10 protein-coding genes are annotated in these 11,951 nt (G+C 66.0%); all 10 read right to left on the bottom strand.

The features are described 5' to 3' along the window. Nucleotides 1-34 precede the first annotated feature (34 nt). On the bottom strand, nucleotides 35-1,219 hold the full coding sequence (locus L0963_RS10555; RefSeq protein WP_062902003.1) for an efflux RND transporter periplasmic adaptor subunit: 1,185 nt from the start codon (nucleotides 1,217-1,219) through the stop codon (nucleotides 35-37). Between the two features lie 312 nt (nucleotides 1,220-1,531). Next, nucleotides 1,532-1,804 (bottom strand): GlsB/YeaQ/YmgE family stress response membrane protein, encoded by a 273-nt coding sequence (locus L0963_RS10550; protein ID WP_058812897.1) that lies wholly within the window; start codon nucleotides 1,802-1,804, stop codon nucleotides 1,532-1,534. A gap of 118 nt (nucleotides 1,805-1,922) precedes the next feature. Next, nucleotides 1,923-2,177, bottom strand: coding sequence for a GlsB/YeaQ/YmgE family stress response membrane protein (locus L0963_RS10545; RefSeq protein WP_058812925.1), 255 nt, complete (start codon nucleotides 2,175-2,177; stop codon nucleotides 1,923-1,925). A 925-nt stretch (nucleotides 2,178-3,102) separates the two neighbouring features. Further along, nucleotides 3,103-4,092, bottom strand: coding sequence for a quinolinate synthase NadA (gene nadA / locus L0963_RS10540; protein WP_062902002.1), 990 nt, complete (start codon nucleotides 4,090-4,092; stop codon nucleotides 3,103-3,105). 94 nt (nucleotides 4,093-4,186) lie between these two features. Continuing rightward, nucleotides 4,187-4,900 (bottom strand): hypothetical protein, encoded by a 714-nt coding sequence (locus L0963_RS10535; protein ID WP_062902001.1) that lies wholly within the window; start codon nucleotides 4,898-4,900, stop codon nucleotides 4,187-4,189. An 80-nt stretch (nucleotides 4,901-4,980) separates the two neighbouring features. Next, entirely contained in the window at nucleotides 4,981-5,583 is a 603-nt protein-coding gene (locus L0963_RS10530) for a DUF4230 domain-containing protein (protein ID WP_062902000.1), read from the bottom strand. Continuing rightward, nucleotides 5,580-6,509 carry an MBL fold metallo-hydrolase gene (locus L0963_RS10525; protein ID WP_234179419.1) on the bottom strand — a complete coding sequence of 310 codons (930 nt, stop codon included), beginning with the start codon at nucleotides 6,507-6,509 and terminating at the stop codon, nucleotides 5,580-5,582. Before L0963_RS10525 ends, L0963_RS10530 begins: the two co-directional genes overlap by 4 nt. Nucleotides 6,510-6,665: 156 nt before the next feature. Beyond that, nucleotides 6,666-8,396, bottom strand: coding sequence for a M56 family metallopeptidase (locus L0963_RS10520; RefSeq protein ID WP_062901998.1), 1,731 nt, complete (start codon nucleotides 8,394-8,396; stop codon nucleotides 6,666-6,668). Continuing rightward, nucleotides 8,393-8,761: a BlaI/MecI/CopY family transcriptional regulator gene (locus tag L0963_RS10515; RefSeq protein WP_062901997.1), complete on the bottom strand. Its 369-nt coding sequence runs from the start codon at nucleotides 8,759-8,761 to the stop codon at nucleotides 8,393-8,395. Before L0963_RS10515 ends, L0963_RS10520 begins: the two co-directional genes overlap by 4 nt. Nucleotides 8,762-9,126: 365 nt before the next feature. After that, entirely contained in the window at nucleotides 9,127-11,919 is a 2,793-nt protein-coding gene (locus L0963_RS10510) for a DUF3857 domain-containing protein (protein WP_062901996.1), read from the bottom strand. Between the last annotated feature and the right edge of the window lie 32 nt (nucleotides 11,920-11,951).

Here is an 11,951-nt window from a genome sequence, read left to right as displayed (position 1 = left end):
AACGCCCTTGTGCGCAGTCGGTCCGGGGAGAGGCTTATTGCGGCGATTTCTGGATCGTCGGCTTCACCTTGTCGCCGACGTTGAGGAAGGCGCCCGCCAGCACGACGACCTTTTCGTTGCCGGTCAGACCCGACGCGATCGACACGCCGCCATCGGTGACGGTGCCGACCTTGACCGGACGCCGTTCGATCTTGTCGTCCTTGCCGACGATCAGGACATAATTGCCCTCGGGACCGCTCTGCACCGCGCTTTCGGGAAGCAGAGGCGCCTCGGCCGAACCCGAGACCAGGCGAGCGTCGGCGAAGCCGCCGGGACGCAGTGCATCGCTGTAAGGGACGGCAATGCGCACGGTGCCCTGCCGCGTGTCGGGATTGACGACCGGCGACACCTGCCACACCTGTCCGGCGATCTGCAGGTTGGTGCCGACCGGGGTTACGGTCGCGCGTGTTCCGGTGCGGACGCGCTGGAGATCGCCCTCGGCCAGTTGCGCGAGCATTTCCATTTCGCCGGCCTTGGCCATGCGGAACAGCACGCCGCTGCCGGCGCCGACGACCTGGCCCGGTTCGACCTGACGCGTAAGCACCAGACCCGCCGCAGGCGCGACGATGTTCAGACGGCCGTTGCGCGCAACGGCTTCCTTATACTGCGCTTCGGCAACGCGAACCCGCGCGTTCGCAGAATCGCGCGTCGCGCGCTTGCGGTCGAGGTCCGCTTTCGAAATGAAGCCGCGTCCGACCAGCGCTTCGGCGCGATCGAGTTCGGATTGCGCCAGATCGGCGTCCGCCCTGGCGACGCGGATCGATGCGGAAAGGCTTGCGGCCTGCTGCGCCTGCACCGAGCGGTCGATCACCGCGAGCGTCTGGCCCGCGCCGACCCACTGACCGGGTTCGACCAGAACCCTGACGACCTGGCCGCCCTCGCCCGCGATACCGACCGGCATCTCGCGCCGTGCGGCGATGGTGCCATTGGCGGCGATGACCGCTTCGACCGACTGGCGGCCCGGGATCATCACCGTCACGGTCGGCGTGCTGGCGCCCGCAGCGGCGCCCGCGGCGCCGCCCGAGGCCGCGCCGTCGCCGGCCTTGCCCGAACCGAACGCAAACCAGGCGACGGCAAGCACGATCGCGGTCAACACCAGCGCGACGATCAGGATCGTACGCTTGCGGCGATTGTCCGCCTCTTCGTAAAAGCTTTGGGTCGAACCCGCCAGGCTATCCATCGAATCCACTTTCCGCTCGTAGTTCACATCGAACTCCCCATCCCTCCGCGCCGGCGTGTGCCGCAGCCGTCAACGACGACCGCCCCCTCTTCCGAACGGTAGGACAAATATGTCGAAGGTGTATTACCCTATTACATCACCACATACAAGAGGCGATTGAGCCCGTGCACACCCCGCACACAGCTGCGCGCGACTAGGCGAAATCATCCGTCTTTTCCAGCGTTTATGCCCATGAAAAAGGGCGGCCTGCTGCCGCAGACCACCCTTTTTCGAGCCTTCGCTCCGTTTTGGAGCTATGTCGGTTTCAGCGCTTCAGCGCACCCTGCCCCGCCGGACCAGATTGACGATGGCAAGCAGGATCACGGCGCCCAGAAAGGCCGTCAGCAACGTCTTCGGATCGAACGCGTCACCACGCAAATGGCCGCCGCCGATCAGACCGCCGAGCAGAAACCGACCCAGAATAGAGCCGATGCAGCCGACGATGATATTCAGGAAAATGCCTTGTTGTGCGTCGGTACGCATTACGATGCTGGCAAGCCAGCCGATGATGCCGCCCACGACGATAGCGATGATGAAATCGATCATGACATTGACCCCCTACGATCATTGTTGCCCGCCTGTCTGCGGGTATGTGCTTGATAACGCGAACGGCCCCGATTGCCTAACGAATTGGCGGCGACCCGAAGGACGCCGCCATCGGACGTCAGCGGACGCTGCCGCGGCGCACCAGATTCACGATCGCCAGCAGGATGATCGCACCCAGCAGCGACACGAGGAAGCTGTACAGCGTAATCGCGTTGTTGATCGAACCGCCGCCGATCAGCAAGCCGCCGATGAAGGCGCCGATGATGCCGACGACGATATTGAGCAGGATGCCCTGCTGCGCGTCGGTGCGCATGACGATGCTGGCGAGCCAGCCGACCACACCGCCGACAACGAGCCAGATGATAATGCCGATCATGTTGCAATCTCCTCCTTGGACACAGTCGAACATCGATGCGGCACCCGTTCCGACGCTCGGCCGGTCGCGGTGCGACATCGCTTCAACGATGCGATCATAATGTCGATGGAGGGCGAAAAGTTCCCGGCCGCTTCCCCGAAAGGTCACGGCCGGGACAGTGGGATCAGTTCCGGTCGGGGAACTGCTCCGGGTCGCAGGACGGGATTTAGGGGGATTGGTGCGCCGCGGTTGTGACAGACATCACAGGCGCCAAAAAAAGTGCCGAAGGCAGGCAGCGGCAGCGAAATGCGCACCGCGCAAACGAAATGGGGGCCGACATCGCTGCCAACCCCCACTATCCGGTTTCGATCGTTGCGCGTCCGTTCCGCTTCATCCCGAACCGCTGGCCTGGCGACCAGCAGCCCGCCAAACGATGCGTCGCGGCGCGCGCCGGCTCGATCCGGCGATGGTTCGGTCGGCCCCCTTTCGGGGGCCGGCCTCACCCGGAAAGCCCTTCGTCATCCGGTCTGCGCGTCCGCCGAAGCGGTCGCCGTCCAAGCGACGGTCTGCTTTCCCGTACCCGATCGGGTTCGCCTCAACTCGTGGGAATCGCGGCGTTCCGTGATCGAGCTATCGGTCAATTTCCTCGTCAACCGGCCCGTTCTCTTCTGGCTAGTCTTGCAACCACCCTTCGTGTCCCGGCGGTCCGACGTCTCTGTCGTCCGATGATTTGAAGCTGACATGAAGGCCACGGAGCGCCAAATAAAAAACGCGCTTTCGCGCGCAGTACACTCCGCCTTCTGTGGATAAGTCCGGCATTAGCAACAAGCGGATTCGGTGCAGCATTTTTGTAACAGCGCTGCAGCATTTTCGGATTCGCCCAGAGGCGGTTTGACCGACGACTCGCCGATCCGACTCGCCCCGCGCGACGACGACTCGCGACTCAGCGGGCGCCCAGATCGCCCTTGCCGACGGTTCCCGACGCCATTTCGAGCATCCTGTCGAGGCTCTTGCGCGCGGCAAGGCGCAGGTCCTCGTCGAGTTCGATCTGCGGCTTCAGGTCGCGCAGCGCGATGTAGAGCTTTTCCATCGTGTTGAGCGCCATATAGGGGCAGATGTTACAGTTGCAGTTGCCGTCCGCACCCGGCGCACCGATGAAATTCTTCTCGGGCAGCGCGAGCTGCATCTGGTGGATGATATGCGGTTCGGTCGCGACGATCAGCGTATCGCCGTCGAAGGTCTTGGCGAATTGCAGGATGCCGCTGGTCGATCCGACATAATCGGCATGATCGACGATATAGGGCGGGCATTCGGGGTGCGCCGCGACCGGCGCGTCCGGATGCTGCGCCTTCAGCTTCAGCAGCTCGGTTTCGCTGAAGGCTTCGTGGACGATGCACACGCCGGGCCAGAGCAGCATGTCGCGCCCGAACTTGCGGTTCAGATAGCCGCCGAGGTGGCGGTCGGGACCGAAGATGATCTTCTGTTCGGGCGGGATCTGGCTGATGATCGTCTCGGCGCTCGATGAGGTCACGATTACGTCGCTGAGCGCCTTTACCGCCGCTGAGCAGTTGATGTAGGTCAGCGCGATATGGTCGGGATGGGCGGCGCGGAACCGCGCGAATTGTTCGGGCGGGCAGCTGTCCTCCAGGCTGCACCCGGCGTCGAGATCGGGCAGGATCACGATCTTTTCGGGGCTGAGAATTTTCGCGGTCTCGGCCATGAACTTGACCCCGCAAAAGGCGATGACATCGGCATCGGTCTCGGCCGCCTTGCGCGAAAGCTCGAGCGAATCGCCGACGAAATCGGCAAGATCCTGAATTTCCGGCTTCTGGTAATAATGCGCCAGAATCACCGCATTGCGCTCCTTGCGCAGACGATCGATCTCGGCGCGCAGGTCGAGGCCGGAGAGATTTTCGCGGACGGGAGCAGTCATGGCGGTTCCTTGTCGGTGCTTGTCGGGCGCTCCCTACACCGCCGTCAGCGCGAGGGCAAACGCGCCCGCCGCGCCATATGTCGGCTGCGGCCGGTCAGCCGCCGCCAAGGCGCCGCGCAAGCTCCTCGACCGGCGGTGCCAATGCGAGCGAGTAGACCGCAATGCGGGTTACCACGACCGCGAGCGCGACCCGGATCGTCGCCGGGTGCACGCGCCCGATCGTGCGGCGGTCATGGAGCGCGATCAGGCCGACGATCGCGAGTTCGACGAGGCCGATCGGAATGTCGGACCAGCCGATCATCAGCGGTAGCGGCAAGACGCGCCCAAGCGCCGGTTCGAGGACGATGATCGTCGCCCCCAGCATCAGGCGCCGGTGCCAGTCGGTGGCACGGCGGCGGCGGATCGCAGCATAGACAAGCACCCCGAAAGCGATCGCTTCGATTGCGGTCAGCGCGAGAAAATAGGGTGCGGTGAAAAAGGGCGGCTGGCGGTGCAGGATCACCGCGGCAAAGCCGGTGAAGATGCCAAGCCCGACGATGATCGTCGCCAGCGCGGCGCCGGTCCAGCCAAGCTGGCGGTGCAGCGTCCGGTTGCCCGCCGCCGCCAGGCGAGGCTGGACTACGAGAAGCCCGAGCCAGCCGAACATCGCCAGCGCGTGCAGATGCACCCAAATCGGTGCGGCTACCGGATCGGCCAGCCCGCGAAATGCGAACTGGGCGAATGCGACAAAGATGAAAAGCGCGAGGCCGATTGCCATACGCTGCCAGAAACGCTCGCCGGCGAGCGCGCGATTTGCGGTCGTTGCCATGCCATACCCCCCTCAGGCCGGACAGGCGGCGGAAGCTAGCGTGAAGCCCGCTCGGACGAAAGCCGAAATTTCGGTGAGGCTCAGCGCCCGAAGCGCGCCGTAACCTTGGCGTCGATCCCCGCGGCTTTGAGCGGCATCGAAAAGCTTTGCTCGATCGCCGTCCGGGCGGCATTTTCGGCGAGCCGCATCGGCGTGTCGCCCCGCGCCTGTCTGATCAATTCGGCCTGCCCCGCCTTGCGATTCGCGGCATCGAGCGCCCGTTCGGCATCGGTGAGCGTCAGAAGGATCAGCCCGTCGCGATATTCGCTGATCGCGTCGATGTCGATTTCCGGGCCCGCGAGGCGTAGTGGCGGCAAGGTCACGGTCAGCGCGTTGGTCGCCGCATCCCAGTCGAGATCGGCGGACTTCAGCTTGGCGAGATCGACCTCGTACCGCACCGTCCCCGGCATGATCAGCGTCTTCTTGGCTTCCAGCCCCAGCCGGCTCTGCGTCGAGGTCACGACCGCGACATAGCGGGCGGTGAAGGGCACGAGGACATTCTGCTCCTGAAGCCCCTGCAGGCTCGCCGCGACCACGGTTTGCGGATCATAGCTCTTCTGCCACCCGTCCCACGCGCGCCATCCCAGAAAGATGGCGAGCGCCAGCAGCGCGACGATCAGGACGCGGAACGATCCCCTGGTCATGCCACCAGACGCCAGCAGTCCGCGTCGCGCGCCACCCGGCCGCGGCTTTCAAGGTCGAGAAGATGGGCGAGCACCGATCGGCCCGCGGCGCCGGTCAGGCGGGGGTCGAGCCCCTTGTACATATGCTTCACCATATCAGGGACGACGCGCGGCCCCTTTTCGAGTTCCCGCAATATCTGGCGCTCGCGCTGCCTGCGATGCCCCAGCATGCCGCGGACGAGCTGTTTGGGCTTTGCGACCGCCGGACCGTGCGCCGGATAATAGACGCGGTCGTCGCGGTCATAGAGCTTGGCAAGGCTCGTCATATAGGCGGCCATGTCGCCGTCGGGCGGGCTGACGACGCTCGTCGACCAGGCCATGACATGGTCGCCGGTGAACAGCGCGCCGCTTTCGACAAGCGCATAGCATAAATGGTTCGACGTATGGCCCGGTGTCGCCACCGCCTCGATCGTCCAGCCATCACCGGCGATCCGCTCGCCGTCGGTCAGCACGCGGTCGGGCGCATAATCGGGATCGAAGGCCGAATCGGCGCGCGGGCCATCGTCCGAAAGCGCGAGCGGTGCGCAGCCGATGATCGGCGCGCCCATCGCCTCTTTCAGCGGCGCTGCCGCGGGGCTGTGGTCGCGGTGCGTGTGGGTGCAGAGGATCGCCGCCACACGCTGCCCTTCGACGGCGCGCAAAATCGCATCGACATGGCCCGCGCCATTCGCGTCGGGCGGATCGCCGATGCTCATCCCCGATCCCGTCGGGCCGGGGTCGATAATCGCAACATCGCGCCCGGCACCGACGATCCATGTCTGGGTGCCGGTGAAGGTATAGGGGGACGGATTGGGCGCAAGCACGCGGCGCACCAGCGGCTCATGCTGTTCGCAGTCGCCGGCACGGATCGTGTCGGGCCAGGGTTTTTCTTCGCTCACCCTTCCCATGTGGCATCGCGCGGGCGAAAGGAAAAGCCCGCGCCCGCCGAAAGAAGGGCAAAAGGGGGGGCGGAGAAAGGAAACGGGGAAGAACCGCGCTCCCTTTCCCCGCCCCTGCCGCCGATCCCAACCGGGGAGCAAAGACCGGCGTCAAAGCTGATCCGGTTATTGGCCCTTTTCGGCCTCGGCTATGGCGCGATCCATGTCGGCGATCACCTTGGCGCGCATTTCGCCGGACATCGCGCTACGGCTGTCGGCCGCCAACCGGTCGCGCGCCTTTTTGAGCGCCGCGACCCGATCGGCCTTGCTCGCCCCGGCATCGCCGCACACCATCATCACCATGCGGTTGCGGCCGCCCTGTTCCTGTTCGTCGCTGGAAAACAGCCGAACCGATTTCTGCCCGTCCTTGCAGGTGGCCGTCGCCATCGCCTTGCCATCCTTCGAGCGCCAGGCGCCTTCGCCCATCGGAGGCATCGGCGGGAGTGGCGGCATCGGCGGCATTGGAGCCAGCGCGGTGCGGAAGCGCTCGGTGCGCTTGGCTTCCAGCTTGTCCGCAATGGCCTCGGCGCGCGCGCCGCTGATGCCCTGTTCTTTCAGCGTCGCCAGAATGTCCTCGCGCGACAGATTCCCCGGCAAGTGAAGCTCGAACCGCCGTCCCTCTCCGGTACCGGGCGCCAGCGCGACACGCGCCGCCTTGCCGTCGCCATCGACGATCTGGCGCACGACCACGCGGTTCACTTCGCGCCGCGTGCCGTCGGCCGAGGTCGTCACGGTTTCGCTCTCGCCATCGCCCTTGGTGGTGACGATCATGATATGGTGCGGACCGTCCGCAACCGGCTCAAGAGGTGCGGGAGGGGCCGGGGGCGCTTCGGGCGCGGCGGGCGGTGCCGGCGGTGCGGGCGGCGCGATCACGCCGGCGTCCTGGACATGCGCGGTGGCGGTCCCGGCGGGGACGAGCGTCGCGGTCGCGCCGAGCACGGCCAGCGTTGCGCTGCCGACGAGAAGCTTTCCGGCAAGGCGTCGCTTTTTCGAAATATCCTGCTGCGTCAACATGGTCAGCCTCTCCTGCAGATTATCGTGAACCGCCATCGGGGCGGCAAGTGATAGGCGCGCACCGACCGCTGCCTTGGCGATGGCAGCGGCATAATGGGCGGTGCGCACGCGGCGTTCGGCGGTGTCGGCCATCGTCAGCACGCGCGCGTCGCACGCCGCCTCCTGGTCGAAACGAAACGCCCGGATCGCGCGCCACGCGAGCGGGTTGAACCATTGCGAGGCGAGCAGCAGCAGCGCGGCGCTGTTTGCCCACAGATCGCCGTGGCGATGGTGCGCAAGTTCATGATCGATCGCTAGCGCGCGCTCTTCGGCGGCGTAGCGGGCGAAAAAGTCGTGGGGCACCGCCACATATCGGCTGAAAAGGCCAAAGGCGACGGGACCATCGACGGCGCCGCTCATGACGAGACGGATCGATCCGATCGGTTCGAGCGCGACCGCCTGCTCCAGCACCAGCCGCCGGAAACGCATATGCCGCACGATCGCCGTCGCGATCAGCAACAGCGCGCCCGCCATCCACAGGGTGAACAGCAGCGGCAGCGCGTCGGCCAGCCCCCAACTCGGTTGCGGCATCGCCGCCGGCGTCCCGATCGTCCGCGCCGCGTCGGCCGCCTCGATCAGCATCACATCGGCCGGGACGCTCGCCGCGACCGGCGCTGCCACCGGATCGGCCAAGGGCAATGGCGGCAGCACCAGCCGCAGCGCCGGCACGAGCCAGAGCGCATAGGTCAGGCGCGGACCGAACTGGCGCGCGAAAGGCTTGCGCACCAGCAGCACCGCGAAGACGAGCAGAGCGGTGGTGACGAGCGTGTCGCCCCATATCTGGAGGATGGTCGCGCCGCTCATGATTTGAGCTTCCGGAGCAGCGCCTCGATCTCGGCGATGTCGGTGTCGGTCAAGGCTTCGCGGTCGGCGAGATGCGCGATGAGCGGGCTGACGCGGCCGCCGAAGAGGCGGTCAACGAAACGCTGCGACTCGTCGCCCACCGCCGCGTCGCGATCAACCGCCGGACGATAGAGATAACGCCGGCCGTCGGCCTCCGCCGAAACGGCGCCTTTCTGTACGAGCCGCGCGAGCAGCGTCTTGACCGTTGCCTGCGTCCAGCCATTCGCCCGGCCGACGCGCGCGGTCAGATCGGCCGCGGACTGCGGGGCGTCGTCCCACAGTGCGGCCAGCACCTGCATTTCGGATTCGCTTGGTCGTTCCGCCACGGTGAACCCCTCCCTTCGGCTGCGACAATTTATGCGACTACAAATGTAGTCAATTGACTGAACGGTCGATGAACGGGATTTTTCCGGCCGGTGTCGGGATTTTTGACAAGTCGGGCGCGCGGTAAGAAATCGCTAACCAGCGTAACCCGCTGATTTGCGCGACGGCCCGAAAATGGCACGGCACTTGTATAGTAAGATATGTTCCCGAGTGTTCCGCTCAATGGAGCGGTGGGGGGCATCGGTCTGGTCCCTGATGCCCCCTGCCCCCACCGGGACATCCCCACTTGCCCCCGACGCAGACGGGGGGCGGAGCGGCCTTCAGGCCCCGCCCCCCGGATGCATTTCCCGCATCGATTTCGCTGTTGTTACGGCTTCAGCCCGAAGCGGGCATAATCGCGTTCGGTCGACGGCGACAGCTGGCGCGCAATCGCAAGATCGGCCGCGGCATCGGTGGCGCGGCCCAGCCGCTGGTAGACGATCGCACGCAGGAAGCGGCTCGATGCGAGCGACGGCACCTGCAGCAGCGCCGCGTCGAGATCGCGCAGCGCATCGTCGTTGCGGCCAAGGCGCAGCCACACCAGCGCGCGGCTGTCCAGAATATGCGCCGTGCTGTCCGCCAGCTCCATCGCCGAGGTGCAGTCCTTGAGCGCGCTGTCGACCGCGACTTCGCGCGACGCCTTCACCCAGCAGCGTGCGTTGAGCAGGTCGGGCGACCCCGGCTTTGTCGCAACGAGCGCATCGAGTTCGTCGATCGCAGCCTTGGGATCGCCGAATTCCCCGACCATCGCCGCCTTGGCGAGCCGGAGGTCGCTTTTCGATTTGCCGCCGAGCGCGATGCGATCGTCGAACATCCGCGTCGCCGCGGCGACATCGCCCTTTTCCGCGGTCAGCATCGCGACAGCCCCGATTGCGCCCAGCGACGAGGGGTCGAGCTTGCGCGCCTCTTCGGCATCGGCGAGCGCGCCCGCAATATTCCCCAACTCCTTGCGCACTCCCGACCGGGACAGATAGGCGTCCTCCGACGGCTGCAGCGCGATCTGGCGGGTCAGCGTCTGCTCCGCCCCCTTGTAATCGCCGATGCCGCGCTGGAATGACGCTTCGCTGATCAGCGCCGACACATTTTCCTCATCGGCCTTGGCGGCGTTGACCGCATAAATCGACCGCACTGCGTCGAGCTGCGACGTCGATGGTGCGCCTTTCAGGTTCCAGCGCCGCCGCGCATCCTCGGGCGCGACCAGTCGCGGGGTCTGGCTGATGACGGTGGCAACGCGGTCGCGCTCGTCCGCGACATCCGTCGGCGCGATTTCGACGCCACTGCTCGCCAGCACCTCGTCGACGACGACATAGCCGTCGGCCATCGTCACGCTGCGCTTGACATCGACGCCGGCGAGCCGCGCGTCGAGCGCGCCTTCGCCCTCGATCTTGTAGTCACGGCCACCGTCGGGCAGCCGGACGCGCAAACGATAATGCGCATAGTCAGGCGCGCCCGTCGCTACGGGGATATTCGCCCAGGAAGCGCGCGCGCGGTCGGGCGAAAATTCGATCAGATTGCCGACGCGCGATAGCCAGCGCTCGCTGTGATTATCCTCGCGCTCCCACCCCGATCCGAACACGCCGCGCGCGGTGATCGTCACGCTGCCGTCCGCGGCGTCGGGTTTGGCTTCCAGCTTGTCGAACTGCGCCTGCCCGACGAAATTCTGCAGCAGGCCGTTCAGCATGTCCTCCTGCTCCTTGGGACCGAGCTGCGCGGTCGACAGGGTAAGCAGGCTGGCGAGCTGGCCGCGCACGACCATGTCGACCTTGATGACCGACGGAAGGTCGATGCTGGTGCTTTCGTCGGCATCGAGCGCCAGGTCGATCGTCGGACGCGCCGGACGGCGCAGCGCGATCTTCTCCAGCTCCGCTCCTTCGGCGCGCACCGGCAGGACATAGCCGAAGGCCGGCGTATCGCGAATATCGGCGAGCCGCGTGCCAAGGCCCGTCCCGTCGAGCCACAGCGGCTCGCCGCCGATGGTCGCCTTGACGATGACATGGTTGAAGGCCAGCGCCGTGGGCAGGCGGCTCGCCACCGCATCGCCAAGCTGGGCGTGCGCAAGCACCGGTTCGGCATCAATGTCCATCGCGTGCAGCATCGCGAGCAACAGCAGCGTCTTCGCCTTGCAGTCGCCATAGCGGACGTCCCATGTCTTCGCGGGCGTCTGCGGCACATAATTGCCGCCGTCCATGCCCACCGCCAGATAGCGGACCTTGTCCTGCACGATTTGCAAGGCTTTGGCGGCGCGTTCGAGCGGGTCGGTCGTCGCCGCCTTGATCGCCGCCACTTCGGCGGCGAGCGGGCTGTCGTCCGCGATGGTGCCGGCCGTCGCGTACAGCGGCGCCATCACCTTCGACACGTCGGACCAGCCCGAAAAGGTCGATGCCTCGATCAGCGGCGGGCTGCGAAAGCGCATTGGCGCGTCCGACGGCATTTCCGCCTGTTTCGCGATCGGCAGGGTGACGGGCAGCTCGTAATAGGCGCCCTTGCGCACCGGCTTCAGCGTGACGCCATTGGCGAAGGATTTCCATTGCAGCTTGTCGTCGGCGCGCCAGGACAGGCGGTAGCTGCCCGATCCGATGCGCGCGGGTTCGGCGATCAGCGGCACCGCCAGCTGCGCGTGGCCGCCCAGCGCGTCATCCTTGTTGGTAATCGACATGCGCAGCCGCAACATGTCGCCCACGCGCAGTCCCTCGACGGGCAGATTGGCCGACAGGATGCCGGTCAGCTCGCGCTGTTCGAGCGCTTCTTCGCGGCGCAATACGGTAAACTTCTGGCCGCCCGCCAGCGCGTCGATCACCTGCCCGTCGCGGATGATCGACAGTTCGTGGACGATCAGATCGCCCTTGTCCGGCGCCCAGCCGACCGTCACATTGCTGTTCTGCGCCAGTTCTTCGGGCGTGTTGAGCTTGATGACGGTGTCAGTGTAGTTCCAGACCGTCGCGCCATCGACACGCTGTTCGATATCCAGCACCTGCAACCCACCGCCCGGTGCAGCGTCGGGCAAGGTCGTGGCCAGCGCCCAGTCGGGGGCAGGCTGATAGAGCGGTTGCTCGCCCGCCAACGCCGACCCGACCGGACCAATCAGTAAAACTACACCAGCAACACGTCCCCATCCGGCCATCGGCCTTTTCCCCTAATCAAATGCCCCAAAAC

Source organism: Sphingopyxis sp. NFH-91 (assembly GCF_021401285.1).
GTDB classification, from domain to species: domain Bacteria; phylum Pseudomonadota; class Alphaproteobacteria; order Sphingomonadales; family Sphingomonadaceae; genus Sphingopyxis; species Sphingopyxis terrae_A.
Note: the sequence above shows the minus strand (reverse complement) of the source record. Positions and strands in the feature narration are given on the sequence as shown.

What these genes read in the sequence shown, in the direction of transcription:
- L0963_RS10555 (WP_062902003.1), bottom strand. Translation starts at nt 1,219, where the DNA reads ATGGATAGCCTGGCGGGTTCGACCCAAAGCTTTTACGAAGAGGCGGAC.
- L0963_RS10550 (WP_058812897.1), bottom strand. Translation starts at nt 1,804, where the DNA reads ATGATCGATTTCATCATCGCTATCGTCGTGGGCGGCATCATCGGCTGG.
- nadA (WP_062902002.1), bottom strand. Translation starts at nt 4,092, where the DNA reads ATGACTGCTCCCGTCCGCGAAAATCTCTCCGGCCTCGACCTGCGCGCC.
- L0963_RS10535 (WP_062902001.1), bottom strand. Translation starts at nt 4,900, where the DNA reads ATGGCAACGACCGCAAATCGCGCGCTCGCCGGCGAGCGTTTCTGGCAG.
- L0963_RS10530 (WP_062902000.1), bottom strand. Translation starts at nt 5,583, where the DNA reads ATGACCAGGGGATCGTTCCGCGTCCTGATCGTCGCGCTGCTGGCGCTC.
- L0963_RS10525 (WP_234179419.1), bottom strand. Translation starts at nt 6,509, where the DNA reads ATGGGAAGGGTGAGCGAAGAAAAACCCTGGCCCGACACGATCCGTGCC.
- L0963_RS10520 (WP_062901998.1), bottom strand. Translation starts at nt 8,396, where the DNA reads ATGAGCGGCGCGACCATCCTCCAGATATGGGGCGACACGCTCGTCACC.
- L0963_RS10510 (WP_062901996.1), bottom strand. Translation starts at nt 11,919, where the DNA reads ATGGCCGGATGGGGACGTGTTGCTGGTGTAGTTTTACTGATTGGTCCG.